General features: G+C 61.3%; 26 protein-coding genes. 15 read left to right on the forward strand and 11 right to left on the reverse strand.

What is annotated here, in order from left to right; translation table 11 throughout:
* Positions 1-48: 48 nt before the first annotated feature.
* From MHI61_RS15555 to MHI61_RS15565, 3 genes are all read right to left on the reverse strand, one after another.
* Positions 49-2178, reverse strand: a complete 2130-nt coding sequence (locus MHI61_RS15555) for an EAL domain-containing protein (protein WP_239792616.1) — start codon at positions 2176-2178, stop codon at positions 49-51.
* Between the two features lie 218 nt (positions 2179-2396).
* Positions 2397-2747, reverse strand: coding sequence for a cupin domain-containing protein (locus MHI61_RS15560; RefSeq protein ID WP_239792617.1), 351 nt, complete (start codon positions 2745-2747; stop codon positions 2397-2399).
* A 322-nt stretch (positions 2748-3069) separates the two neighbouring features.
* Complete coding sequence (locus MHI61_RS15565; RefSeq protein ID WP_239792618.1) at positions 3070-3513, reverse strand: hypothetical protein; 444 nt, start codon at positions 3511-3513, stop codon at positions 3070-3072.
* Positions 3514-3738: 225 nt separating this feature from the next.
* Here MHI61_RS15565 and MHI61_RS15570 point away from each other — a divergent pair, with 225 nt between their 5' ends.
* The gene (locus tag MHI61_RS15570) at positions 3739-4350 is read left to right on the forward strand and encodes a L,D-transpeptidase (protein ID WP_012483408.1); all 612 of its coding nucleotides are present in this window, start codon (positions 3739-3741) and stop codon (positions 4348-4350) included.
* Between the two features lie 176 nt (positions 4351-4526).
* On the opposite strand, the gene MHI61_RS15575 is transcribed toward MHI61_RS15570, so the two are convergent.
* Both MHI61_RS15575 and MHI61_RS15580 read right to left on the reverse strand, forming a co-directional pair.
* Positions 4527-5810 (reverse strand): O-acetylhomoserine aminocarboxypropyltransferase, encoded by a 1284-nt coding sequence (locus MHI61_RS15575; protein ID WP_239792619.1) that lies wholly within the window; start codon positions 5808-5810, stop codon positions 4527-4529.
* Between the two features lie 143 nt (positions 5811-5953).
* The gene (locus tag MHI61_RS15580; protein WP_239792620.1) at positions 5954-6382 is read right to left on the reverse strand and encodes a CoA-binding protein; all 429 of its coding nucleotides are present in this window, start codon (positions 6380-6382) and stop codon (positions 5954-5956) included.
* 118 nt (positions 6383-6500) lie between these two features.
* On the opposite strand from MHI61_RS15580, the gene MHI61_RS15585 reads away from it, so the two are divergent.
* Complete coding sequence (locus tag MHI61_RS15585; protein WP_183914887.1) at positions 6501-6824, forward strand: hypothetical protein; 324 nt, start codon at positions 6501-6503, stop codon at positions 6822-6824.
* Between the two features lie 470 nt (positions 6825-7294).
* Positions 7295-8131 carry an EamA family transporter gene (locus MHI61_RS15590; protein ID WP_239792621.1) on the forward strand — a complete coding sequence of 279 codons (837 nt, stop codon included), beginning with the start codon at positions 7295-7297 and terminating at the stop codon, positions 8129-8131.
* Here MHI61_RS15590 and MHI61_RS15595 read toward each other — a convergent pair whose 3' ends face one another.
* Both MHI61_RS15595 and MHI61_RS15600 read right to left on the reverse strand, forming a co-directional pair.
* Positions 8132-8959, reverse strand: coding sequence for an enoyl-CoA hydratase (locus MHI61_RS15595; protein ID WP_239792622.1), 828 nt, complete (start codon positions 8957-8959; stop codon positions 8132-8134).
* 93 nt (positions 8960-9052) lie between these two features.
* Positions 9053-9283: a DUF1127 domain-containing protein gene (locus MHI61_RS15600; protein WP_239792623.1), complete on the reverse strand. Its 231-nt coding sequence runs from the start codon at positions 9281-9283 to the stop codon at positions 9053-9055.
* A 92-nt stretch (positions 9284-9375) separates the two neighbouring features.
* On the opposite strand from MHI61_RS15600, the gene MHI61_RS15605 reads away from it, so the two are divergent.
* The 6 genes from MHI61_RS15605 (at position 9376) to MHI61_RS15630 (ending at position 14438) form a co-directional block, all read left to right on the forward strand.
* Positions 9376-10254 carry a LysR family transcriptional regulator gene (locus MHI61_RS15605; RefSeq protein ID WP_239792624.1) on the forward strand — a complete coding sequence of 293 codons (879 nt, stop codon included), beginning with the start codon at positions 9376-9378 and terminating at the stop codon, positions 10252-10254.
* Positions 10255-10555: 301 nt separating this feature from the next.
* Positions 10556-11020, forward strand: coding sequence for a 50S ribosomal protein L13 (gene rplM / locus MHI61_RS15610; RefSeq protein WP_008521951.1), 465 nt, complete (start codon positions 10556-10558; stop codon positions 11018-11020).
* Positions 11021-11022: 2 nt separating this feature from the next.
* Positions 11023-11490 (forward strand): 30S ribosomal protein S9, encoded by a 468-nt coding sequence (rpsI, locus tag MHI61_RS15615; RefSeq protein WP_009995734.1) that lies wholly within the window; start codon positions 11023-11025, stop codon positions 11488-11490.
* A gap of 198 nt (positions 11491-11688) precedes the next feature.
* Entirely contained in the window at positions 11689-12651 is a 963-nt protein-coding gene (gene speB, locus MHI61_RS15620) for an agmatinase (RefSeq protein WP_239792625.1), read from the forward strand.
* A 58-nt stretch (positions 12652-12709) separates the two neighbouring features.
* Positions 12710-13642 (forward strand): N-acetyl-gamma-glutamyl-phosphate reductase, encoded by a 933-nt coding sequence (argC, locus tag MHI61_RS15625; protein WP_239792626.1) that lies wholly within the window; start codon positions 12710-12712, stop codon positions 13640-13642.
* A 4-nt stretch (positions 13643-13646) separates the two neighbouring features.
* Positions 13647-14438, forward strand: coding sequence for a sulfite exporter TauE/SafE family protein (locus MHI61_RS15630; protein ID WP_239792627.1), 792 nt, complete (start codon positions 13647-13649; stop codon positions 14436-14438).
* Between the two features lie 12 nt (positions 14439-14450).
* Here MHI61_RS15630 and MHI61_RS15635 read toward each other — a convergent pair whose 3' ends face one another.
* A complete protein-coding gene (locus MHI61_RS15635; RefSeq protein ID WP_239792628.1) occupies positions 14451-15554 on the reverse strand; it encodes a COX15/CtaA family protein in 1104 nt (367 codons plus the stop codon).
* 113 nt (positions 15555-15667) lie between these two features.
* Between MHI61_RS15635 and MHI61_RS15640 the strand changes: the two genes are divergently transcribed.
* Both MHI61_RS15640 and MHI61_RS15645 read left to right on the forward strand, forming a co-directional pair.
* On the forward strand, positions 15668-15877 hold the full coding sequence (locus MHI61_RS15640; RefSeq protein WP_010016031.1) for a DUF2842 domain-containing protein: 210 nt from the start codon (positions 15668-15670) through the stop codon (positions 15875-15877).
* A gap of 118 nt (positions 15878-15995) precedes the next feature.
* A complete protein-coding gene (locus tag MHI61_RS15645; RefSeq protein WP_239792629.1) occupies positions 15996-17237 on the forward strand; it encodes a GNAT family N-acetyltransferase in 1242 nt (413 codons plus the stop codon).
* 112 nt (positions 17238-17349) lie between these two features.
* On the opposite strand, the gene MHI61_RS15650 is transcribed toward MHI61_RS15645, so the two are convergent.
* Positions 17350-19518: a Wzz/FepE/Etk N-terminal domain-containing protein gene (locus tag MHI61_RS15650; protein WP_239792630.1), complete on the reverse strand. Its 2169-nt coding sequence runs from the start codon at positions 19516-19518 to the stop codon at positions 17350-17352.
* A 188-nt stretch (positions 19519-19706) separates the two neighbouring features.
* On the opposite strand from MHI61_RS15650, the gene MHI61_RS15655 reads away from it, so the two are divergent.
* The 4 genes from MHI61_RS15655 to MHI61_RS15670 are packed head-to-tail and all read left to right on the forward strand — an operon-like array spanning position 19707 to position 24303.
* On the forward strand, positions 19707-20282 hold the full coding sequence (locus tag MHI61_RS15655) for a polysaccharide biosynthesis/export family protein (RefSeq protein WP_010028428.1): 576 nt from the start codon (positions 19707-19709) through the stop codon (positions 20280-20282).
* A gap of 3 nt (positions 20283-20285) precedes the next feature.
* Positions 20286-21455 (forward strand): glycosyltransferase family 4 protein, encoded by a 1170-nt coding sequence (locus MHI61_RS15660; RefSeq protein ID WP_097581642.1) that lies wholly within the window; start codon positions 20286-20288, stop codon positions 21453-21455.
* 56 nt (positions 21456-21511) lie between these two features.
* Positions 21512-23074: an undecaprenyl-phosphate glucose phosphotransferase gene (locus MHI61_RS15665; RefSeq protein ID WP_239792631.1), complete on the forward strand. Its 1563-nt coding sequence runs from the start codon at positions 21512-21514 to the stop codon at positions 23072-23074.
* Positions 23071-24303, forward strand: a complete 1233-nt coding sequence (locus tag MHI61_RS15670; RefSeq protein ID WP_239792632.1) for an O-antigen ligase family protein — start codon at positions 23071-23073, stop codon at positions 24301-24303. Before MHI61_RS15665 ends, MHI61_RS15670 begins: the two co-directional genes overlap by 4 nt.
* Before the next feature lie 18 nt (positions 24304-24321).
* Here the strand turns inward: MHI61_RS15670 and MHI61_RS15675 are convergent, their stop codons facing one another.
* Together MHI61_RS15675 and MHI61_RS15680 are read right to left on the reverse strand one after the other, a co-directional pair.
* Positions 24322-25152 (reverse strand): carbohydrate ABC transporter permease, encoded by an 831-nt coding sequence (locus MHI61_RS15675; protein WP_239792633.1) that lies wholly within the window; start codon positions 25150-25152, stop codon positions 24322-24324.
* Complete coding sequence (locus MHI61_RS15680; protein WP_239792848.1) at positions 25152-26045, reverse strand: sugar ABC transporter permease; 894 nt, start codon at positions 26043-26045, stop codon at positions 25152-25154. The genes MHI61_RS15675 and MHI61_RS15680 overlap by 1 nt, the downstream gene beginning before the upstream one ends.
* Between the last annotated feature and the right edge of the window lie 111 nt (positions 26046-26156).

Raw genomic sequence — 26156 nt, forward strand, 5'->3', positions numbered from 1 at the left:
CGGCGTGCCGGCTGAATCCAACCCGCTAAACACTCTTGCAAGACATGTTTAGGCGGCGGCCTCTTCCTGCAGCTTGCCGGTGATGTCGCGGGCCGACATGGGTTTTCCCATCAGATAGCCTTGAAGCTGATCACAGCCGGCGTCCCGCAGGATCGCCGCCTGGCGCGAATTCTCGATGCCTTCAGCGGTGACGGGGATCTGCAGGGCAGTCGCCAGAGAGATGGTCGCCCGAAGAACATCGGCGCCCTTTGCGCCTTCGTCGAGCGCTGAGACCAGCGAGCGGTCGATCTTCATGCGATCGAAGCCGAATTGCCGCAATGCGCCGATGCTGGCGTAGCCGCAGCCGAAGTCGTCGAGCGCGAACTTGATGCCGACGCGCTTGAGCTGATCGATCGAGCGCCGGGCCTGATCCGGATTTGTCATCAGGACGCCTTCGGTGATCTCCAATGTCAGGCGCTTCGGGTCGAAATCGAGCTCCTGCAGGATCGAGATCACTTCGGCAGCAAATTCCGGATTGCACAGCTGGACCGGCGAGACATTCACCGACAATGCCAGATCGGGCCAGGTCTTGGCATGCGCGACCGATGTTCTGAGCATGTGAACGCCGAGCGCATCGATGAGACCGCATCTTTCGGCAAGGGGAATGAAGACCTCCGGACTGACGTTGCCTGCGGCCGTTCGCCAACGCGCCAGGGCTTCAAGACCAGTCACCGTGCCGGTCGAGGCAGAGACAAGAGGCTGGAAGACAGCTTCGATGGCGCCGGAGCCGATGGCGCTCTTCAGCAGAGCCTCCAGCTCGGCGACCCGCTGGCGCTCCTGGTCCAGTTCGGGGTCGTATTCGATCGCCTGGCCTCTGCCATTTGCCTTGGCGCGATAAAGCGCCATGTCCGCTCTGCGCAACAGCTCCAAGGGCTCGATGTCGCCGTCGCGCACGGCAGCTCCGATGCTGGCTCCGACTTCGATTGTCCGTCCGCCGATTTTGAAGGGCTCGGCAAACAGCGCCAGAATAGCCTTTTCCATATCGTCACATGTGGCAGGGCCTACCTGCACAAGCGCAAATTCGTCGCCCCCCAGCCGGGCCGCCGCGACGACTTCGGGATGGCAGGCCGTCAGCGCGTTCGAAACCAGCCGGATCAGATCATCCCCAACGGCATGCCCCCAGGCATCGTTGACGGCCTTGAAGCCATCAAGGTCAACCAGATAGAGCCGGGGCGGCGAAGCGGCTGTATCGTCCAGCTCTTCGAGCAGGCTGAGAAGCCCTTGTCTGTTCAACAGACCGCTCAGACTATCGTGGCCGGCTTCGTAAAGCGCGGCCTGCGCCAGTAGACGCAGGCGCCGCGCCTCTGACGCGCCGACCATCAGAACAGCGGCAAGGAACAGCGCAAGAATGACGATGGCGGCCGCGATATAGGGCGTCACCTGATGAAACACGGTGCTTCCCGGTGCTTTGCTCGGCCAGACGAGATAGCCGATGACCGCGCCTTTCATATCGGTGATCGGTGTGCTCAGGAAATCCGGCTTGGGCGTCGCCTCGAGCCGCAGGCCCTCGAGTTCATGTTCGTTCGACAGCGTGTCCAGCACTTCCGGGGTGAATTCCTTGTAAAAGCTCAGCGTGCTGAATTCCGTCGTGTCGGCGGCTTCGTCGAAAGGTTGGATCGCCTGCGATGAGAGCAGCGCGATGCCGTTTTCGGTCTTGACGAAATTCACCAAGGGCGCGCGCGCCGGATCGGCCGCCACTTTGACCTGCCGATAAAAGGCTTCGCCGAAGAAAACGCCCGGCTGGAAGGGTTTGCCCTTGGCATAGGCGGAAACGATCGAAGTCCGATCCGGGCCGATCACGATGGCGCCGTCATAGAGCGCATAATCCTCGCTGGTCTTTCCCCAGTTCTCATAGGCCCAATCGGTGCCGCCCGGAGCCGCGACCGCACGATAGGCATCGTCCCAGATGGCATTATCCGTCGTTGTCGCGCCGAGACGGGCGACAAAGGCGGCGATTGCGGCGCGAGCGGCGCGGCTGGCCCGGGCATCATCGATCTCGTTGGCCGAGCGGGTCATGGTAGTGACGACATGCGCCATGAGGCCGGTCAACAGGAGCGCTACAACAAGGAAACAGATCGTTGTCGCGATGATGGAAGAGGTTTGGGTGCGAACGTGCCTACCTGCAAGAGTCGACGACATGCAAATTCCGGGAGTGATCGATTGCAAGACCATGTCTGTGAGACAGCAGGAGACATCATGTCCGCAATGCGCTGCAGACATGGTTTAGCATTTGACGATGTAGGCACGATTAATGAGATTGATCAAAAGCGTTCTATCTTGGAAAATGGCACGCTTTCACTCTTGTCTTTATGCATGTCGTTATCTCGGAACCGCTGCACGCTTCCACGCGACAGGCATCAAAGCCTGATCACATAATCCTTGCGAGTTGTTTCAATGACTTCCCAGGTTCCTTTGAAGCCAGGTCTCAAGATCATTCGGTCACCCGCCTTCAGATGGACCGGCTCGCCGCCCTCCTCGGTCACGATCGAATGGCCGGACAGCAGGCTGAAATATTCCCATTCCTCGTAGACGATCCGCCACTTGCCGGGCGTCGCCTCCCAGATGCCACAATAGAGGCCGCCTCCGGCCTCCTCCAGGTTCCAGGTCCGGAACTGCGGATCGCCTGAGATAATTCGGCCGGGTTCGGGCGCGCCGAACTCCGGTTCGACGCCATCGATGCCGAAGGTGATGAAGTTGCTCACAGTCATCCTGAATCTCTTCAATTTCAGCGTTCTTCGCAACATACGTTTGTATGAGGCATGCTTTTAATCATTGGTTTTTCCATGCGCTTTCGCAGCATACCCTTGCTCCGCTCCAGGGCTTTCGCAACTGGAGGGGAGAGTATCACGTCAAAGTCGTGGGCGCATCCGCGGCGATCCGGAAGCCACGTCAGGGCGCATGCCGATGCGCAAACGTTTGGCATCATTGCAATCGTAAAATGAAATCAAAAGGGCGTGCCAAGCGCTACCTTGGCTGAGGATCGGCTTGCCCTCTTGCGAGGCTGTCGGAGCAACAGCGCTTACGTTTCAGTCATAGATCGTCATATCGGATCAAAACCTCGACGGCCTGTTCGTACTGCTTGCGCTCGAACTCAAACGGGCCAAAGCTCGCATAATTCCGGCTTGGCCGATGCGGCTGGCTGAACCCATCCCATATCACCTTGTCATGGTGCAGGCGAACGTGGGCGATCAGGGGCCAACATCCAACCTCACGACATTCACACGACAAGAGATAAATTTCCCCCCGCTCATCGCCCGTCACGGGTGCTTCCTGACCAAGGAAATAGCTCGGCAGGGGACCGAAGCGGTAGAATGAGGGTATGAGCCCACCATAGCCACCAGCGGGATCACGGTAGCCAGCGGCTTCTTCGAAAGCAGCCACAAGCAGATCTAATCCCACGCCATCCACGCACGGAAGAACGGCCACCGTGTCTTCGTCCGTATTTTCAAACTTGAAGCTGAGAACGTTCGTCATGCACCACGCATAGAACCAGCAAGCACTCGTGGTCAATTTCACATCATGAGCTTTTTCGCTTGAATTTGGCGTTCACCATTCAGGGCCGAACGGGCCGCTGATGCTGCGACGGTCGACCTGCAAGGTGTCTGGGGCCCCGGGCACCTCGTATGGGTCAACGGTGCGCCATAGTGATGCCATAGAGTTGGGACCAATACGGCTTGTATAACAGGCGGATGGCGAAAAATGAGATTGCTGGCTCTTCTTGCTGTGGCCGTTTTGCTAACGGTGGTTCAGGCCAAAGCTCAAGTTTATGAACCGTATGATGGATACGACGAATACGGGGGCTACGACTATGATGACCCCTACAGCCCGTATCCACCTCCACCTTATTACGACCCGGCCCCCCGCTATCAGGAACCCCTGTATGATCGCAGGGGACCCTCGACGCGAAGCGCTAGGGGAAACATCGTGATCGCCACACGTGAGCACACTCTTATTTACACGACAGCAAGCGGAGAGCAGTTCGCTTACCCCATTGCCGTCGGTCGCGAAGGCAAACAATGGTACGGATCAACCCGGGTGGTATCCAAGCGAATGCATCCCGAATGGCGGCCAACGGCGAGCATGCGGCAGAAGAACCCGAGGCTTCCAGCGGTCGTGAAGGCTGGCCCTGCCAATCCGCTTGGAACCCGCGCAATTTATCTGGCAGACGGGCTGCTGCGCATACACGGAACCAATGACCCTTCCTCAATCGGAACCAATGCTTCGAGCGGTTGTTTTCGCATGTACCGCGAAGATGTCGAGGAACTTTACGATATGGTCCAGCCGGGGACCCGAGTGATCGTCCAGCGGTAATCGGGGGTGCGGTCGCAGCCCTAGAAATAGTTCGCCGGCCGAGGTTGAGCGTTTTAGAGCGGGCCTTCCAGAACCAATATCCGGATGTCCGAGGCAACGACCCATATTGTGCAGCAAGCTGCTGCACAATATGGCCACGCGTCGACGGGGCTACGGCGTTTTGATTACACGGTGTTTCAGATCTTCGAAAGCGCCTGTTCGAGGTCGGCGATGATGTCCTTGACGTCCTCGATGCCGATTGAAAGGCGCACCACGTCGGGGCCGGCGCCGGCGGCAATCTTCTGTTCGTCGCTCAGCTGCCGGTGCGTCGTCGAGGCAGGATGGATGACGAGCGAGCGGGTGTCGCCGATATTGGCAAGATGGGAGAAGAGCTCAAGGCCCTCGACCAGCGTTTTGCCCGCCTCATAACCGCCCGTGACGCCGAAGGTGAAGACGGAGCCGGCGCCCTTCGGCGAATAGCGCTGCTGCAGGGCGTGGTTCGGGTCGTCTTCGAGGCCGGCATAATTCACCCAGGCGATCTTGCTGTGCGCCTTCAGCCACCTGGCCACCGCGATCGCATTGTCGCTGTGGCGCTGCATCCTCAGCGGCAGCGTTTCGATGCCGGTCAGGATCAGAAAGGCGTTGAAGGGCGAGATCGCCGGCCCGAGGTCGCGCAGGCCGAGAACGCGGGCGGCGATCGCAAAGGCGAAATTGCCGAAGGTCGCGTGCAGGACAATGCCGTTATATTCCGGCCGCGGGCTCGACAGCATCGGGTAGTTTCCGGATTTCGACCAGTCGAAGGTGCCACCGTCAACGATGAGGCCACCCATGGAATTGCCGTGGCCGCCGAGAAACTTGGTCAGCGAATGCACGACGATATCGGCGCCGTGCTCGATCGGACGGATGAGATAGGGTGTTGCCATCGTATTGTCGACGATGAGCGGCAGGCCGTGGCGATGCGCCACGTCGGCGATCGCGGCGATATCGACGAAGGTGCCGCCGGGATTGGCGAGGCTCTCGATGAAGATGCCGCGCGTCTTTTCGTCGATCTGGCTTTCGAAGCTTGCCGGATCGGCGCAATCGGCCCAGCGCACCTGCCAGCCGAAATTCTCGAAGGCATGGCCGAACTGGTTGATCGAGCCGCCGTAGAGCTTGCGGGCGGCGATGAAATTCTCGCCGGGGCGCATGATGGTGTGGAAGACGATCATCTGTGCGGCATGGCCGGAGGCGACGGCAAGGGCCGCCGTGCCGCCCTCGAGCGCTGCGACGCGCTCCTCCAGCACGGCCTGCGTCGGGTTCATGATGCGGGTGTAGATATTGCCGAAAGCCTGCAGGCCGAAGAGCGCGGCGGCATGATCGGAATCGTTGAAGACGTAGGCGGTCGTCTGGTAGATCGGCGTCACCCGCGCGCCGGTCGCCGGGTCGGGCTGCGCACCGGCATGGATCGCCAACGTGTTGAATCCCGGATCATTCTTGGCCATCTCGTCCTCCCGTTGTTGCTGACGGCCGGGATCATAGCCTCTCCCGGACGAAAGTTAATCGCGATCCGTTTCAACCCGCGGGCGTTCGGTGGAAAATCCGTCTCTGCAGAGCGCAGCTCAAGCAATGAGATCGGGCAATGAGATTAGGCAATGATCCGGGGATACTCGATCGCCGGACAGCGGTTCATCACCACCTTGATGCCGGCGGCCTCCGCCTTTGCCGCAGCCGCATCGTCGCGGACGCCGAGCTGCGCCCAGATGATCTTCGGCAAAGGCTTCAGCGCTAAGGCCTCCTCGACGACGCCGTCCAGATATTCGGCAGCGCGAAAGACGTCGACCATGTCGATCGGCACCGGAATGTCGGCGAGCCGGGCAAAGACGGTTCGGCCGTGGATCTGTTTACCCGCCTGCCCCGGGTTGACCGGAATGACCTCATAGCCGCGCGACAGCAGATAGCCCATGACGCCGTTGCTCGGCCGCGCCGGATTGGGCGAAGCGCCGGTCAGGGCGATGGTCTTCACCGAATGCAGGATTTGGGCGAGGAAATCATCCGTGTAGCTGTCGTGATTCATGTCCGCTTCTCCACTTGCGAAAGTCTTTCGCCACGGCGCGCGTAATTTTGCGTTTGCGTGAAACCAGTTGCGCGCCTTTCCCGTATATATGAATTGGACACTCTCTGAGGATGATTCGATGAAAAAAATCGCTCTTGCCCTCATGCTCGTGCTCGCCGCATCGCCGGCGCTGGCGATCTCGCGCTACAACCCGCTCGCCATGAGCTGCGACAGCGTGCGCGCCGCCATCCACAATCAGGGCGCCGTCATTTTCCGCTATCAGTCGCCCCGCGGTCTGCCCCTCTATGATCGCTACGTCCGCAACAGCAATTATTGCGACGCGACCGACTATGCGGAGTGGACGCACATTCCCTCGAAAGACAATCCCCGGTGTCCCGTTCTGAACTGTCAGAACATAGACAACCTAGACGGGATGCTGTTCGTTCCGCATTATCAGCTCTGAGGTTTTTGTTGCCGTGACCGTCGCAACGCCCTACGCCCTTCGCGTTTGGGAGTGTCCGCCGCCTCAATCCCGCGCTGCGATTTTTCTGAGAATATGCAATCAGCAGCTTTATTTTTCACGTATGTCAAAGTTATAGAATAATATCTGTATTTCAGCAACATAGAAAGATCCACACCGGAATCCCTCCAAGCGTTTTCTTCTTTCGTTCTTCGAAAAATCACCCTATGTTCTGGTGTCCATTAGCAGCATCTCATAGTTGAGAAGATCGCTTGGATTGAACGCATATCGAGCGCACGCAAAAATTGCCGGCTGCACCCGCCATTGTTGGGATATTGGAAGGGTGATATTGCGGACAGGAAGACATCCGCGACCGCGGCAACGCATTTTCGTGCAAATCGCAGTTGTCTTACCAGAAGTTTGCCCCGTCGGGGCGAAGCGCTTGTCTTTCCCCCGTAGTCCAGGATTTATCCTTGCCCCTCGACGTCATCCTGCTCGTTCTGTTCGGTGCATTGCTTCATGCGACATGGAACGCGATCGTCAAAGCGGGGAGCGATAAATCCCTTGATGCGGCGCTGATTTCGGCCGGCGGCGCCGTATCGGCCTTGCCGTTTTTGGCATTTCTGCCATTGCCGCATAGTGCGGCCTGGCCGTTTATCGGCGCGTCGGCCATCCTGCAGTTCGCCTATTTCCAGCTGGTTGCCGCCGCCTACCGGGCCGGCGATATCGGCCTGGTCTATCCGCTGATGCGTGGTTGCGCGCCGTTGCTGATCGCCGCAACAAGCGGTGTCGTCCTCAGGGAAGACCTTTCCGGCGCCGCGCTCGCCGGCATCATGACGATCTCGGCCGGCGTCCTGACGCTCGCTCTGGAGGCGCGTCGCGGCAGCGGCCGCGCCGTCGTCCTCTCCATTGCCAATGCCTTCGTCATCGCCAGCTACACTTATGTCGACGGCATCGGCGCCCGCCTTTCAGGCAACGCGGTTTCCTATACGTTGTGGATGTCGCTGCTGCCGCCCATACTGCTGTTTGCCTGGGCGGCGTCCCGGCGCGGCAGCCTGACGGTGGTGCGCCACGTTCGCCGCAACTGGTGGCGCGGCCTTATCGGCGGCGCGGGTTCGATTGCATCTTACGGACTGGCGCTCTGGGCGATGACGAAGGCTCCGGTCGCGACCGTTGCCGCGTTGCGGGAAACCGCGATCGTCTTCGCTCTGGTGATCTCGGTCGCCGTGTTCAAGGAAAAAGCCGGGATCTGGCGTTACCTCGCCGGCGTCGTCATCGCGGCCGGCGTGCTGGTTCTGAAGCTGGCGTGATCATTCGCCCTTCCATTCCGGCTTGCGCTTGCCGAGGAAGGCGCCGATGCCCTCCTGCGCATCCTGCGTCAGCATGGTCTCCACCATCACCTTGGCGGCATAGTCATAGGCTGCCTCCACCGGCAGTTCGAGCTGCCGATAAAATGCTTGCTTGCCGATTTTCAGGATCAATGGCGATTTGCCAGCGATCACGGCCGCATATTTGGAAACGACCTGCGCCAGATACTGCTTCGGCACGATGCGGTTGACGAGGCCGAAATCCTTGGCGGTCGAAGCGTCGATCGTCTCGCCGGTCAGAAGCATTTCCATCGCCTGTTTGCGATGGGCGGCACGGGTAACCGCCACCATCGGCGTCGAACAGAACAGGCCGATATTGACGCCCGGCGTACAGAACGTCGACGTGTCCGTGCAGATCGCCAGATCACAGGAGGCAACGAGCTGACAGCCGGCAGCCGTTGCAAGCCCGTCGACCTCGGCGATAACAGGTTTTGGCAGATGCGCGATCTTCAGCATCAGATCGGCGCAGAGGCGGAAGCTTTTCTCGAAGAACGCAGCGCCCCGGTCTTCGTCGACGCGATGGGCCGTGAGTTCCTTGAGGTCATGGCCGGCGGAAAAGACGGAGCCGGTCGAGGCGATGACGACGACGCGCACATCCAAATCCGCCTCCGCCTTTTCGAGCTCGGCCATCAGCGCCTCGAGAAGCGCAATCGAAAGCGCATTGGCCGGCGGATCGTTGAGCACGAGCCGCAGCACGCCGTCGCGCAGCGAGCGGAGCAACAATCCGTCCACCCTGTCCGCGTCCTTTCGGAAGGATACGATTTCGGCCATGATGCTGCTCCCTGCGCTCGATTTCCACACACCTGTTCTGCCACAAGGCGCCGGCAATTTCGAGCAGGATCCGCCCTCCCCGCTGCGGCGTGGTCAAAACCAGAACCACGATTTCGATGTCTCGGCCGTCGCCTGCGCACGGGTCAGACCGATATCGCGAAGCTCATCATCGGTGAGGTCCGAAAGCTTGCGGCGGCTGCGTCGCTTTTCGAGCCGACACTCGATGGCCGCCAGCAGCCGCCGGCCCCGGCGTGCCGTCTCGCGAAGTTTCAAACAATGGGCGTTGCGCGGTGTCGCTAATATCTCGCCGAATTCCAGGGTCATCTTTTGTCCTTTCTCAACGGAGATAAATATGCGCTGGAAGATGCCGCGAAAGAAGCTTATGGATATTATGATATGCATAAGGAATTCTTTGGGTGCCGCTCAATCTCGATCAGCTCGCGACCTTCGTCAACGTCGCCGATCTTGGAAGCTTTACGGCCGCCGCCGACAAGGAAGGTGTGACGCAACCGGCCGTCAGCCTGCAGATCAAAGGCCTCGAACAGCGGCTCGGCGTCAGGCTGATCGAGCGCGTCGGGCGGCGGGCGCAACCAACGGCGGCCGGCCTCGACCTGCTTTCGCACGCGAGGCGTCTGCTGCAGGAAGCAGCCGCGGCGGAAGAAGCAATGATGCCCCACAGGGACGGCGCCAGCGGCCGGGTGCGCATCGGCAGCGGCGGCACGGCCTCGATCCATCTGCTGCCGCGCGCCATCGCCGCCGCCAGGAAGGCGATGCCTGGCCTCGAAATCACCGTCAATATCGGCAATGCCGATGATATTCTGCGCGATCTGGAGGCCAACAGCCTAGACATCGCCGTCGTGGCCTTGCCGGCATCGGGACGAAACTTCGAGATCGAACCGTTTTACGAGGAGGAATTGCTGGCTGTCGCGCCCGCAGGCAGCCTGCTGCCCGAAGGCGGACCGGACGCCGCCTTCATGCGCGACAGGACGCTGCTGCTTTACGAGGGCGGCAATACCAGGCGGGCAATCGACGCGTGGCTCGCCGCCGCCGATGGCAGGACCCGACCTGCGATGGAATTCGGCAGCGTCGAGGCGATCAAGGAGCTGGTGGCCGTCGGGCTCGGCTGGTCGATCCTGCCGGGGCTGGCGCTCAAGCGCGACCGTGCCGGCCTGGTGACGACGTCGTCGCTGAAGCCGAAGCTCATGCGCCGGCTCGGCATGGTTCTGCGCCGGGACAAACATCTGACACGCGGCCTTCGGGAAATGATGAAATGTCTGCGCGAGTGCAAGGATTAACACCGCTTCGACCCCACAAGTCCGGACGCGACGGGGGAAAAACCTTCAAGATGGCAGCTTCCCGCCCCACCTAATTTGAGGCAACATAATACCACATTGCTAAGCAGCTGTTTTTACTTATGTTTCTTTTGAGATCGCCGGACGTGTCGATATTGACCCGATAACACATTCCCTTTATACACCGCGCCAGAACGCAGCCTTCCCGGCTGCTTTCTTTTGGCATGCCTGGCGCCTGCCAATCCAAGCAACAAGAAACGCCCTTCCAGCCTTCGGGCAAGGGTCCCAAAAGAGAGTATTCATTATGGCTACCTTCTCCCAGAAGCCTGCAGAGGTGGAGAAGAAGTGGGTGATCATCGACGCCGAAGGGCTGGTCGTTGGCCGTCTCGCTTCCATCATCGCTATGCGCCTGCGCGGCAAGCACAAGGCAACCTTCACGCCCCACGTTGACGACGGCGACAACGTCATCGTCATCAATGCCGACAAGGTCGTTTTCACCGGCAAGAAGTATTCCGACAAGGTCTACTACTGGCACACCGGTTATGCCGGCGGCATCAAGGAACGCACCGCGCGCCAGATCATCGAAGGCCGCTTCCCGGAGCGCGTCCTCGAAAAGGCCGTCGAGCGCATGGTTCCGCGCGGCCCGCTTGGCCGTCGCCAGATGAAGAACCTGCGCGTCTACGCCGGCGCCAACCATCCCCATGAAGCCCAGCAGCCGGTCGCCCTCGACGTTGCCGCGCTCAACAAAAAGAACGTAAGGAGCGCCTGATCATGGCTGACCTCTCCTCCCTGAAGGATCTCGGCACGGCTTCTGAAGCTGCTGCTCCGGCCCACGTCCGCAAGGTCGATTCGCTCGGCCGCTCCTACGCGACCGGCAAGCGCAAGAACGCCGTCGCGCGCGTCTGGGTCAAGCCGGGCTCCGGCAAGATCATCGTCAACGGCAAGGAATTCGCGGAATATTTCGCCCGCCCGGTGCTGCAGATGATCCTGCGCCAGCCGATCGTCGCGGCTGCCCGTGACGGCCAGTTCGACATCGTCGCAACCGTTGCCGGCGGCGGCCTCTCCGGCCAGGCCGGTGCCGTTCGCCACGGCCTGTCCAAGGCGCTCACCTACTTCGAACCGGGCCTGCGCTCGGTGCTGAAGAAGGGCGGCTTCCTGACCCGCGACAGCCGCGTCGTCGAACGCAAGAAGTACGGCAAGGCAAAGGCCCGCCGCTCGTTCCAGTTCTCCAAGCGTTAATCGCTTCGGACAAATGGATTTTACGAAGGCCGGGGAAACCCGGCCTTTTTGTTTGCATGATCTGCCAGCACCTCCTTCCACGCCCGCATCACGACATGCTTTTGTCGCCACTTCCTTTCCGATTGCTTGAAATTCGCCGCCTGGTCGCCTACCCGTTGTCGACGCCTTGACCTTTCACGACCGAAAAAGGAGCCCCACTTGGCGAACAAGACCATCGACCACGCCTTCACAGCGACCAGCCTCACCTCCGCCGCCAGCGACCCGACCTTTGCCGGCGCGCTGTCCTTCATGCGCCGCCGCTTCACCAAGGAACTCACCGGCGTCGATGTCGCCGTCTGGGGCATTCCTTTCGACGCCGCCACATCGAACCGGCCGGGCACGCGCTTCGGCCCGCAAGCGATCCGGCGTGCCTCGGCGATCTTCGACAATGATGCGCAATATCCCTTCAACCGCCAATTGTTCGCGGACATGGCCGTGATCGACTACGGTGACTGCCTGCTCGATTACGGCAATCACCAGGATACGCCTGGCGCCATAGAACGCCAGGCCAACCTCATCCTCGAGAGCGGCGCCTTTCTGCTAACGCTCGGCGGCGATCATTACGTCACCTGGCCGCTGCTGAAAGCGCATGCGGCAAAACATGGGCCGCTGGCGCTCGTGCAGTTCGACGCGCATCAGGACACCTGGTTCGACGAAGAGCGGCGCATCGACCATGGCTCCTTCGTCGCACGGGCCACCCGCGAGGGCATCATCGACCCCGATCGCTCGATTCAGATCGGCATCCGCACCCATGCGCCGGAGGATTGCGGCATCAATATTCTCTATGGTCATCAGGTCGAGGATATGACTGCCGGCGACATCGCTTCGGCGATCATCTCCCACACGCGCGGCGCGCCGGCCTATCTCACCTTCGATATCGATTGCCTCGATCCGGCCTTTGCGCCCGGCACCGGCACACCGGTCGCCGGCGGACCGTCGAGCGCCAAGATCCTCTCGGTGCTGCAGCGCCTGCACCAGCTCGATATCCGCGGCGCCGATATCGTCGAGGTTTCGCCGCCCTACGACCATGCCGATATCACCGCCATTGCCGGGGCAACGGTGGCGATGTATATGCTGGGGCTTCATGCGGAGCGACGCGCCATCGCCGTGTCACAAGGCTGACTTATTATCCCCAAATGAATCCGGAAACCTTCTGAACCCATTGAAAGCGCAGGTTAACATGGCACCGAAAATCTTCATCGACGGCGAACACGGCACAACGGGTCTGCAGATCCGCACGCGCATGGCCGGCCGCCGCGATGTCGAGCTTCTGTCCATTCCCGAGGCCGAGCGGCGCAACGCCGCCCTGCGCGAGGACATGCTGAACAGCGCTGATATCGCCATTCTCTGCCTGCCCGACGAGGCATCGAAGGAAGCGGTTCAGATGGTCTCGGCCAACAACAATGTGCGCGTCATCGACACCTCGACCGCCTTCCGCGTCAACCCCGGCTGGGCCTATGGCTTTGCCGAAATGGATGGCGCGCAGGCCGACAAGATCAAGGCCGCGCGTTTCGTCGCCAACCCCGGCTGCTATCCGACCGGTGCAATCGGCCTGATCCGGCCGCTACGTGCCGCCGGCATCCTGCCGGACGGCTACCCGGTGACGGTCAATGCGGTCTCCGGCTATACCGGTGGCGGCAAGCAGATGATCGCCCAGATGGAAAATCCGGATCACCCGGATGCGATCACCGCGCCGCACTTTCTCTACGGTCTTCCCCTCACCCACAAGCATGTGCCCGAAATGACCGTGCATGGCCTGCTCGACCGCGCACCGATTTTCTCGCCATCGGTCGGCAAATTCGCGCAGGGCATGATCGTGCAGGTGCCGCTGCATCTCGACGATCTCGCCGAGGGCACGACGATGGAAACCATCCAGGCGGCTCTCGTCGCTCACTATGCCGGCCAGGACATCGTCACCGTCGTGCCGCTCGCCGACAGCAAGGCGCTCCCCCGTGTCAACGCCGTCGAACTCGAAGGCAAGGACACGATGAAGCTCTTCGTCTTCGGCACGCCGGGCGGTTCCCAGGTCAATCTGGTGGCGCTGCTCGACAATCTCGGCAAGGGCGCCTCGGGTGCTGCCGTGCAGAACATGGACCTGATGCTCGCTTCCTGACGTCATGACGCTGGATGCGCTTATCACGGACGGGCAGGCCTGGTTTGCCGCCGCCCTGCCCGATCACGGTATCTATGCCCTGATGGCCTTTGCCTTCATCGCCGGGCTCGCCCGCGGCTTTTCCGGTTTCGGGGCAGCGCTGATCTTCATTCCGCTCGGTGGCGCCATCATCGGGCCGAAGCTGGCCTCGCCGATCCTGCTCGTCATCGACGGCATTGCCACGCTGGGGATGATTCCACCCGCCTGGCGCAACGCCAACCGGCCCGAGGTCTTCGTCATGGCCGCGGGTGCGGCACTCGGCGTCCCGGCCGGCACGGCGATGCTGGCACTGCTCGACCCGACGCTGTTGCGCTGGAGCATCACGATCGTCGCCATCTCACTGCTCGCGCTTCTCGTCTCCGGATGGCGTTATCACGGCGCGCCCTCGGCGCCGCTCAGCAGCGGCGTCGGCCTGATTGCCGGCCTCTTCAGCGGCGCCGCGCAGCTCGGCGGACCGCCTGTCGTCGCCTATTGGCTCGGCGGCAAGAGCGACTTCACGCGCGTTCGGGCCAATGTCGTGCTCTATTTCTCCATTTCCACCATCTTCAGCGCCATCAGCTATTATATCGGCGGTCTGTTCGTCCCCGCCGTCTTTGCCCTGACGGCCGTCATTCTGCCGAGTTATGCGCTGGGGCTTTACGGCGGCTCGAAACTGTTCGGGCTGGCCGAGGAACGGACCTTCCGCATCGCCTGCTACGTGCTGATCACCGCCGCTGCGATCATCGGCATGCCGCTGCTCGACGGCGTGCTGCGTTAAACGGCTTGCGCTTCAATCGCGCTCCGCAATTGCCGTGGCGTGCGGATATTCGCCGTAAAAGCCGCGCCAGTTGGCGACGGCGAAACCGAAGACCACCAGAGCGCCGGCCTGATGCAGCAGACCCCAGTGAAGCGGCACCTGCATCAGCAGTGTGGCGATGCCGATCGCCGCCTGCAGCGTCACCAGCGAGAAAAGCACCACGGCGCGGCGGGCATGGGTGGTCCAGGCTGCGGCGCGCAGGGCAATGACCATGTTGATCAAAGTCAACGCGAAGAGCGCGTAGGCGCCGACGCGGTGGATGAACTGCACGGTCTTCGGGTTCTCGAAGGCGTTGATCCAGAAGGGCTGCTGGATCAAGAGATCCGAAGGGATGACGGCACCATCCATCAGCGGCCAGGTATTGTAGGAGAAACCGGCGTCGAGCCCGGCCACCAGCGCGCCGAGATAGATCTGGAACAGCGCGAAGATGGCGATGACGGCGGCAAAACCGCGCGAGCTGCGCGCCGGCGCCGGATCGTTGGAATGCGGCGATAACCCGCGCATGATCCACATACAGCCGGCAAAGATCAGGCAGGCCATGACGAGATGAGTCGCGAGCCGGTATTGGCTGACATCGGTGCGGACGGAAAGACCCGAGGACACCATCCACCAGCCGATAAAACCCTGCAGGCCGCCGAGCGCCAGAATGCCGACGAGCGGCCAGCGCAGGCGCCTTTCGATGCGCCCCGTCAGCCAGAAAAAGATAAGCGGCAGCGCGAAGATCACGCCGATGCCGCGGGCGATCAGCCGGTGGGCCCATTCCCACCAGAAAATGCCCTTGAACTCGTCGACCGTCATGGAGCTGTTCAATTGCTGAAATTCGGGAATGCGCTGGTAGAGGCGGAACTCCTCCTCCCATTCGGCAGCCGATAGCGGCGGAATGACGCCATGGATCGGCTTCCATTCGGTGATCGACAGGCCGGAATTGGTCAGCCGCGTGGCGCCGCCGACGAGCACGAGACAGAAGAGCGCTAAAAGCACGAAGCCGAGCCACAGCCGCAAGGCGCGGCGATTGCGGTTCTGCTTGCGCACTTCGCTAAGGATCGCCTGTTCCGTGGTGAGGTTCGCGACGGCCATGATGTCTCCTTCTATCCGGCAGTTGATTTGCCCCACCGGCTCATGCAAAACAAGCCCCGAACCTTTGCGGCATGCCGTCGCGCCGGTTCGCGCCACCCAGACAAGAGATCAAAATGCCCGTCCGCCTCCGCAAATTCATCGGCACGATCCTCATCATCGTGCTCGTGCTCGTCTACGCGCTGGTGGCGAACACGATCGCAGTGGCGACGCTCGGCAACGCGCCCTGGTGGGGGCACCTGCTCTATTTCCTGCTCACCGGCCTGCTTTGGATCTTGCCGGCGATGGTGATCATCAAATGGATGGCCGGACCGCGGCAGCAGTAAGCCATTAACGGCCGGATAACCGTGATCGGCGGAAAACCTCGCTGATAGCCGACGATTAAACCAAATATACGCCCTGCATGGCTAGCTTCCCGCTCAGCATTTTGACCGGAGAGTTCCCGTGCAGACGCAAAAGTTCGACGTCGATGAACAGCCGTCAGACGATGGCGCACTGGCCGAGACGGCGATTTCACGCCTACGCCAGGTGAGCATGAAACTTGCCATGGCCAAAATCGACATCGCCGTTTTCGATGCGATGCAGCCGCTGGAAGATGATTGGCGGGCGCTGGAGGTCGACAATCTCCAGTCGCTCCATCAGAGCTACGATTGGTGCGCCGCCTGGGTAAGCGCCTTTCGACGGCCGCTGGCGATCCTCAAAGGCACCTATGCCGGGGAGACGGCCTTCATTCTGCCGGTCGAGATCGTCAAGTCGCGTGGTCTTTCCGTCGCGAAATTCATCGCTGCCGATCACAGCAATATCAATACCGGTTTATTCTCGAGAAATTTCGCCGAAAGCGGCGGCAGCATCGACGCCGCAAAATTCGCTCGTCAGCTTCAGCAAGCGTTGAAGGGGCGGGCCGATCTGCTGCTGCTGCAAAACATTCCGTTGGAATGGCGCGGGCGGCAGACGCCGTTCACCGGGCTGCCTATGGTGCAAAACCAGAACCACGCCTATCAACTGCCGCTCCTTGCCGGTTTCGAGGAGACGCTGAAACAGATCAACGCCAAGAGCCGGCGTAAGAAGTTCCGCGTTCAATCGAGGCGTCTCGAGGCCGCCGGCGGCGCCGAATACGTCATCCCCGAAACATCGGAAGAACAGCATCGCCTGCTCGATATCTTCTTCCGTCTGAAAAGTACCCGCTTCGCCAGCCTTGGCCTGCCCGACGTCTTTGCCGACCGGGAAACACAGGCCTTCCTGCATGGCCTCATCGACAAGCAGGATGAAACAGGGCAGTTCTTCGGCCTGCAGATGCATGTCCTGCGGCTGAAGGGTGGGAATGAGGACCGGATCGCTGCGATCTCGGGCATCTCGCGCAAGGGCGATCACGTCATCTGCCAATTCGGGGCGATCGACGAAGACCTCGTGCCGGATACGAGCCCCGGCGAATTCCTCTATTGGCAGACTATCTCGGGATTGCACGGCAAAGGCGTCGCGCTGTTCGATTTCGGCCTCGGCGATCAGACCTACAAACGATCCTGGGCGCCGGTCGAGACCGCGCATTACGACGTGGTGCTGCCGGTTTCGCCTATCGGCATCGCCGCCGGCGCCGCGCACAGGATCGTCACGCGCGGCAAGGCGCATATCAAGGCGCGCCCGAAGCTCCATAAATTCGCCCAGGGGATCCGGGCAAGGATCAGCTGAACGGTCTGCCCTGCGCGTGTGGTTGCCGCAAAACAGCAGCACGCGCGCCATAGGGTTTTTGTTTACGCATGGCGTTGCCGCAAAACCGTCGCACACTTTTGCGCGCCATGCGTTAGGCCGCCTGGCCGAGCCTCTGCTCTGCCGCTTCGCCGCCCGACATCAGCACGACGCGCTCGTAGCCCGCAGCCTGGAATTCCGTCATCAGTGTAACGAAAACGGTCTCCTCGAGCTGCGGCAGCGAGAGGATGATCTCGACATCCCGGCTGCGCGTCAGGCGCGAGACGCCGGCGACATCGGCAGCGCCGCATTCGACGACCACGAGGTCGTAGGCAGCGGCCAGCGCATCGAGCAGCAGCGACAGCCGATCGACACCGCGCATGGCGCGGCGTACGTCGCTCCGGCCCTGCGGGATCAGATGGGCATCGGAAAGCCGATCGCTGTGGATGGTATCACCGAAGGCGGCCTCGCCGCACAGCAGGTCGGTGACACCAGGAGCGGCCTGGTCTTCGGCCATCAGTTCCGTCGGCTGGCCGGAACCGGTCATATCGATCAGGATGACGCGGCGGCCGGCATCGGCAAGAATGCGGGTCAGCAAGACCGTCGCTGCGGAACCATCGTCACCGGTCGGAGATATCGCGATCGCCAGCGGCGTTCGGCTGCCGGTGAGGTAATCGGCAACCGAGGCGACGGAGAATTCATTGTCGTCCTCCGGTACCTCAGCGGCAGTCTCCACGTCCTCGTCGATAGCATCCTCTTCGTCGCCGACCACGGCGAGCATGCTCGCCCGGGCGGTCGTTCTGACGGCGGCGACGGGAGCTGCCTGCGGCGCAATCTTCTCCTCGGCGCCTGTTTCCGTCTCGATTGTCTCAGCCGACGCATCGATCGGGCGAAGCGCCCTGCCGCTGAAGAGTTCGGCCAGCATGGTGACGATGGCGCTGAGGATCAGTGTGGCGACGGCTGCGACGACGACGATCGGCACGACCTTGGGGAAATAGGGATCGACCGGCTCGACGGCTTTCGAAACGATACGGGCGTCGGCCGGGCTCGAATTGCTGTCGGCGCGGGAGGCGGCCTCGCGGTAGCGCACCAGATAGGTTTCGAGCAGCTGGCGCTGGGCGGTCGCCTCGCGCTCGAGCGCGTTGAGGCCGACTTCGTCCTCGCCGGCGCGGGCGCTGTTGGCCTGCACCGTGTCCTTCTGCCGCTCGAGCTCGCGAGCCCGGAGATCGGCGACCTTGGCCTCGTTCTCGATGCTCGCCAGAATCTTCTGCGTTTCCTGGCGGATCTGTCCGCGGATGTCGGCAAGCTGGGCACGCAGGCTTTTCAGCCTGGGATGGCTGTTGAGAAGGCTGGTCTGCAAGTCTGAGACTTGCGACTGCAGGCCCGATTCCGTTCCCTTCAGCCGCTGAATCGCCTGCGAGGACATGATGTCAGGCAGCGTGTCGGAAGCTTCGCCCGACGACAGCGCATTGCGCACCGCCTGCGCCCTCGCCTCGGCATTGGCTTTGTCGCCGCGCACGCGGGTGAGCTCGGCGGAGATGTCGTTCAGCTGCTGGGCGGGAAACGTGGTCGTGCCGTTCGTCTGCAAGAGCCCGTGGCTGGTGCGATATTCGGCGACCTTCTTCTCGGCCTCGCTGACCTTGCGGCGCAGGCTTTCGATCTCCGGCTCCAGCCAGCGCGTCGCCTCGGAGTTGGAATCGAGCTTGGCGCCGCTTTGGGTGGAAAGATAGACATTCGCCATGGCGTTCGGAATGGCGGCGGCGAGTTTCGGGTCCTTGGAGGTGAAACTGATGCCGATGACGCGTGAGCCCGGCACCTGATAGACCTGCAGCCGCTCGACGAAGGCGTCGATCACCCGCTCTTCCGGCGGGTTCTCCATTGGGTTCTTCTTCAGATGCAGCTTTATCAGGATGCTGCTCATCGCCGAGCCGTTGGCGGCATCGTCGAATTCCGGCAGATTGTAGAGCTTCAGATCGTTGATGACCTTCTTCAGGAGATCGGCCGATTGCAACAGCTGCACCTGGCTGGCGATATTCAGCTCATCCATCAGCGGACCGGCGCCTGCGTCGTTTACCTGCTGAGTGCTGGCGAAGGCCGGCGCGCGGGGTTCGATGAGAATGCGGGTTTCGCTGCGATATTGCGGCGACATGATCTTAGCGCCGGCGAAGGCCACGCCCGCCCCCACGAGCGTGATCGTCAAAATCCTGAGCCGGCGCGCCCAGACGGCGCGAACCAGCTGGCCGAGATCGATGTCCACATCCTGATCACGCGATACGCCGGACATGCTCTTACTCCACAACAAAGGTGCCGCAAGCGTAAACGACCGTGGTAACTCAACGGTTAATGGTGATTTGCCAAGAAATGTGCCCGATCGGCAAAGAACTCAGGAAATTGTCATGCGCTTTTTACCGGGCATTAACCCTAACAGACCGATAACGGCTTCACCGAGTTCATTTCTGTGAGCACAAGCGGATGTCTGTCGCCCCGCCCAAAATCCTTTTGGCCCTGAGCCTTGCAGCCATGACGGCAGCATTGGGCGGCTGCACGACGTACAAGCCGGCGCCGAAAGCCTTCAACGAGGCGACCATCCAGCCCTATACGCTTGATAGCGGCGACCGGCTTCGCATCACCGTCTTCGACCAGCAGAGCCTGACAAATACCTATACGGTGGATCAGGCCGGCTATATCGCCTTCCCCCTCATCGGTCAGGTCCCTGCCCGCGGCCGCACCCTGCAGCAACTCTCGGGGCAGATCGCCCAGAAGCTGCAGCAGGGCTATCTTCGCGATCCCGACGTCACCATCGACGTCGACCGCTACCGTTCGATCTTCATCATGGGCGAAGTCGGCCAACCCGGCCAGTATGCCTATGTTCCCGGCATGACCGTGCAAAACGCCATCGCCGTTGCCGGCGGCTTCACCAGCCGCGCCAACCAGAGCATGGTCGACGTCACCCGCAAGATCAACGGAGAGGTGCTGACCGGCCGCATCAACATATCGGGGCCGATCATCGCCGGCGACACGATCTACGTCCGCGAACGGCTCTTCTGAGTTATGGCAAAACAGAAGCCGCTCCGCATCCTCCACTGCTTCAGGTCGCCGGTCGGCGGAATCTTCCGCCATGTCCGCGATCTCGTCGAGGAGCACGCCAAGGCCGGTCACGACATCGGCATCCTCTGCGACAGCTCGACCGGTGGCGAGCATGAGGACAGCCTGTTCGACGATATTCGTCCCTATCTCTCGCTCGGCCTGACACGCGTGCCGATCCGGCGCTCGGTCAGTCCGTCCGACATTGCGACGATGTGGGATACGTACAAGAAAATCAAAAGTTTGCGGCCGGATGTGCTGCACGGGCACGGCGCCAAGGGCGGCGTGCTCGCGCGACTTGCCGGCTCAGCCCTGCGGGTGAACAGGTATCGCGTAGCCCGCCTCTATACCGCGCATGGCGGAAGCCTGCATTATTCGCGCTCCTCGCTCAGCGGACAGTTCGTCCTCAGGATGGAGCGCCTGCAGGAATATTTCACCGATGCGCTGGTCTTCATCTGCGAATATGAGCGCGACACCTATATGCGCAAGGTGGGCAGGCCACGGACGAAGACGAGACTGATCTACAACGGCATCGGCGAGCGTGATTTCGAACCGATCCCCACCCGCTCGGATGCCGTCCATTTCATCTATGTCGGAATGCTCCGGGACCTCAAGGGTCCCGATCTGTTTGTCGATGCCTTTGCCAAGACCGAGCGGCTGCTCGGCCGGCCGCTGTCGGCGCTGATGATCGGCGACGGGCCCGACCGGGACCGTTACCGCGAGATGATGGTCGAACGCGGCCTCGGCAAGCGCATCGGCATGCTGCCGGCAATGCGCGTCCACGAAGCTTTTTCGATGGCGCAGAACCTTGTCGTTCCCTCGCGCGCCGAAGCCATGCCCTATATCGTCCTCGAGGGCCTCGGCGCCGGCAAGACGGTCATCGCCAGCCGCGTCGGCGGCATTCCCGAGGTGCTCGGCGCCGACAGCGCGGCACTGGTGGAGCCCGGCAATGCCGACGACCTCGCCCGCGTGATGGCGGAAACGCTGACCATGCCCGGCTGGCATGGCAGGACGATGCCGAAGCCGGAGGCGGTAAAGGCGGTATTTTCCTCCGCCGTCATGGCGCGTGATGTGCTGAAATTATACCATGAGCTGGTCGATCCCGCCGCGGGCCAAGCAATGTCGGCCGCCTCGTAAATATTTCTTAGGGGCTTTCTGGTATTTCGCTTGCTGACAACGAGCGACAAAACCCCATGAACAAGCTGGAAAAAAGCGATCCGTTCGACGTAGAAGCGCTGCGCAAGCAGGTCTCCGACATCGAGGCGCGACGCAATGCAAGTCGGGAGCAGGCCTCCGAGCCGACCGAAATCAATGCCTATGCCCGGCAGATCGCCGAACAGTTCCGCGACGGAACCCGTTCGCCTGTCATCATCATCGGGCAATTACGGCTGCTCGAATTCCTGGCCCTCTTTTCGATTGCTCTGATCGTCTACTTCTTCGCACCCGGCGACGGCAGCGATCCCCTGCTGGTGCGGGCGGGCATGGCGGCGATCGCTTCGGCCCTGACCGTGGCCTGCCTGCAGCTTGCCGACACCTACACCATCCCGGCACTTCGGGCGAAGCTGCGGCTGATGCCGCGCATCCTCGCCGCATGGACGATCGCCCTCGTCCTCACCATCGGCCTGTTCGCGCTCGTCCGCGGCGCCGCATGGGCAATGACCGAGGCCTATCTCTCCTGGTTTGCCGCCGGCGCGCTCTTCCTTGCCGGCGAGCGTTTCCTCGTCGCCTACGGCATTCGCAACTGGGCGCGCAACGGCATCATGGAACGGCGCGCCGTTATCGTCGGCGGCGGCGAGCCCGCCAAGGAGCTGATCCGCATCCTCGAACAGCAGGCCGACAACGACATTCGCATCTGCGGCATCTTCGACGACCGCGGCGAGAAGCGCTCGCCGATCATGGTCGCCGGTTATCCGAAGCTCGGCACCGTGGCCGAGCTCGTCGAATTCGTCCGGCTGACGCGCATCGACATGCTGATCATCGCCCTGCCGCTGTCGGCAGAGGCGCGCATCTTCGACCTTCTGAAGAAGCTCTGGATTCTGCCGGTCGATATCCGTCTTGCAGCGCATGCCAACCGGCTGCGCTTCCGGCCGCGCGCCTATTCGCATGTCGGCTCGGTGCCGATGCTCGACATTTTCAAGAAGCCGATCCGCGACTGGGATTCCGTCGCCAAGCGCGGCTTCGACATCTTCTTCACCCTGGTCGCCCTTGCCCTGCTGTGGCCGCTGATGCTGGTCACGGCTGCCGCCATCAAGGCGACCTCCGAAGGCCCGGTTTTCTTCATGCAGAAGCGTCATGGCTTCAACAATGAAATCATCAACGTCTTCAAGTTCCGCTCGATGTACACCAACATGGCCGACCCCACCGGCAAGGCCGCGGTGACCAAGGGCGATCCGCGCGTCACCCGCGTCGGTCGCTTCATCCGCAAGACCTCGATCGACGAGTTGCCGCAGCTTTTCAATGTGCTGAGAGGCGAGCTTTCGCTGGTCGGCCCGCGCCCGCACGCCGTTCTCGCCCAGGCTCGCGACCGCGCCTTCGGCGATGTCGTCGAGGGTTATTTCGCCCGCCACCGCGTCAAGCCCGGGGTCACCGGCTGGGCGCAGATCAACGGCTGGCGCGGCGAGGTCGACAATGACGAGAAGATCAAGTTCCGTACGGCCTACGACCTTTATTACATCGAAAACTGGTCGCTCTGGTTCGATCTGAAAATCCTGTTCCTGACGCCGATCCGGCTGCTGAACACGGAAAACGCCTATTGAGCACGGTCGAGGCGACATATCCGCGTGTCGCCCAGCCGCAGCGGATGACGCTGCGCCTGATCGGCTCGGCCTTCGTCGCCTTCGGCGTCTTCCTCTCCGGTTTCGTCATCGACGAGCCGGCCCCCTACGAACTCTGGATGGCCGGACTGATCGGTCTCTGGTTCATCCTGGGATTGAAGATTTCACGCGGCGTGGCGCCCCTGCTTGCCCTGCTGCTCACCTTCAATATCGGCGGCATGCTGTCACTGACGCAGATGAAGGATCTGGCAACGGCGCCGATGTATATCGCCGTGTCGACCTTCCTGGCGCTGACCGCGGTCTTCTACGCGGCAATCATCGAGGACAGCCACAAGCGGCTGCCGCTGATCTTCAATGCCTGGGTCTTCGCCGCCGTCGCCACCTCGGCGCTCGGCATACTCGGCTATTTCCATGCCTTTCCAGGCGCTGAGATCTTCACCCTCTATGACCGCGCCAAGGGCGCCTTCCAGGATCCGAACGTCTTCGGCCCCTTCCTGGTGCCGCCATCGCTCTATCTCGTCCACGGGATTCTAGTGGGCGACCTGAAGAAATCGCCACTGAAGGCTGCCGCCCTGCTCGTGCTGGCGCTCGGCATCTTCCTGTCTTTTTCGCGTGCCGCCTGGGGGCTGTTTGCGCTCGGCGTAGGGCTGCTGATCTTCATCATGCTGCTGAAGGAGCGCAGCGGCGCCTTTCGCCTACGAGTGCTGGTGCTGTCGCTGGCGGCGATCATCATGCTGATCGCATCGCTGCTGGTGGCGCTTCAAGTCCCGAAGGTCGCCGAACTGTTCTCCGCCCGCGCCCAGCTGGTGCAGCAATATGACGGCGAACATCTCGGCCGTTTCGAACGTCACCGGATCGGCTTCACCATGATGATGGAGCGCCCGCTCGGCATCGGCCCGCTGGTGTTCGGTACGATGTTTCCCGAGGACGAGCACAATATCTGGCTGAAATCGCTCACCTCCTATGGCTGGCTTGGCTTCGTCAGCTATGTCGGCATGCTTATCTGGACGCTCATGCTCGGCTTCCGATACCTGCTGCTCGACCGGCCGTGGCAGCCCTTCCTGATGATCGCCTGGATCTCGGTTCTCGGCCATGCCGCGATCGGCAACGTCATCGATATCGACCACTGGCGCCATGTCTATCTGCTCTTCGGCACGGTCTGGGGCTGCGCGGCGCTTGAGGTGCGCCACAAGCGCGGCCGGAGGCCATAGCTGGGAGCACGAGGCTGTCTATTTCGTCGCGCCTGCTGTCAGACCGGCAATAAACCGCCGCTGGAATACCAGATAGGTCAGAATGAGCGGGAAGATGACGATCACCGCGCCGGCGGTCAGAACCGGCGTGTTGACGGTATAGCGCCCCTGGAAAAACAGCATGCCCAGCGGCAGCGTCCGATAGGCGTCGTCATTGACCAGGATGAACGGAATGAGAAACTCGTTCCAGGTCCAGATGAACAAGAACAGCGCCAGCGTCGACATTGCCGGTATCATCAGCGGGATAACGATCTTGCGCAGGATATAGAAGCGTCCGGCGCCATCGAGGACCGCCGCTTCGAGAATTTCCTCCGGCAATTGCTGCATCGCGCTGGCAAGGAAGATCGTTGAGAAGGGTATCGACATCGCGATCTGCGGGATGATGAGAGCCGCATAGGTATTGATCAGCCCGAGAGAGCGCATTTCATAATAAAGCGGGATGATGAAGGCCTCCGCCGGTACCATCATGCCGAGCGTCAGGATCGCAAACAGCGTGCGCCGCAGCGGGAATGACAGGTAGGCGAAGGCAAATCCGGTCAGCAGGCCTAAAAAGACGCTTGCAGCAACGACGGGTATGACGACGACGATCGAATTCCAGAAGTAGATGTTGAAATGCCCGGCATTCCAGGCATCGAGGTAATTTTCGAAATGCGGATAGGCCGGAAGGGCGAATGCGCCCTTCAGAACGTCGGCCTTGCTCTTTATCGAGGTCAGCAGCAGAAGCAGGAACGGGGTGATCGTTACGAAAGCCAGGAGCCAGAGGATAATGCGAAGGAACAGCGCGGCGGGGATGTTGGACGAACGGCTCATCAAGCCAATCCCTTGCTTCTTGAGCCCACCAGCCGGTGAATTGCGTAATTGATTGCGAATGTCAGCAAGGCGCCGACGATGGCGATGGCCGCCGCGGCGCCGAACCGGTTGAGCTCGAAACCGAGCTGATACATGTAGATATTCGGCACCAGCGTCGCATTGGCGGGGCCGCCGCGGGTCATGGTGAAAATCAGGTCGAAGCTTTTGATCGAGGCTATAACCGTCAGAAGCAAAACCACCCTGATCTCAGGCATGAGAAGCGGCAGTGTTATCCAGAAAAACGTTTTTCGCGCCGACGCGCCGTCGACCTTGGCGGCGTCGAAAAGAGACGGGTCGATGCGCTGGATTCCGGTGAGGAAGATGACCATGCAAAAACCGAAGAAATACCAGGTGGCAACGATCCCGACCGCGGGAAGCACGAAATTGAAATCTCCGAGCCAGGGCAAAGCGAACCTGCCCAAGCCTACCGCTCGCAGAAACTGATTGAACGGGCCGAATGCCGGATTGTAGAGCCATGCCCAGATGATGCCCAACACGGCAGTCGGCATGATGTAAGGCAGGAACAGGAACGTTCTGAGGGCGAGTTGTTCGCGCTGCTTCAAATTCCACACACAGGCGGCAAGCGTTATGCCGAGCACGAGCGGCAGGACGCAGTAGAAGATCATGAGTTCGGCATTGTTGCGCAAGGCAATGTAAAAACGGCTGTCGGAAAAGAGATCGGCGTAATTGCCCAGCCCAACCCATCTGGGCATGGTCAGGCCGTCCCAGCTGGTCAGGCTCAAACCCAAAGCCGCGACAATCGGCCCAAAGACAAACGCCGCATAGAGCAGCAATCCAGGCAATAAATAGATGAAATTGGTCTGTTGCGTTCCATCCAGTGCGGAGCGTTTCATCCAGTACTCCCTGTCAAAGCTCTGATCATCGCGCAGCAAGCCGTGAGCTCGTAGCGCCTATTTTAAGGTGATGAACGGGACGCCGGTCAGACCGCCCGGGGCCGTCGTGAC

It is taken from the genome of Rhizobium sp. K102 (assembly GCF_022385315.1).
Classification (GTDB): domain Bacteria; phylum Pseudomonadota; class Alphaproteobacteria; order Rhizobiales; family Rhizobiaceae; genus Rhizobium; species Rhizobium croatiense.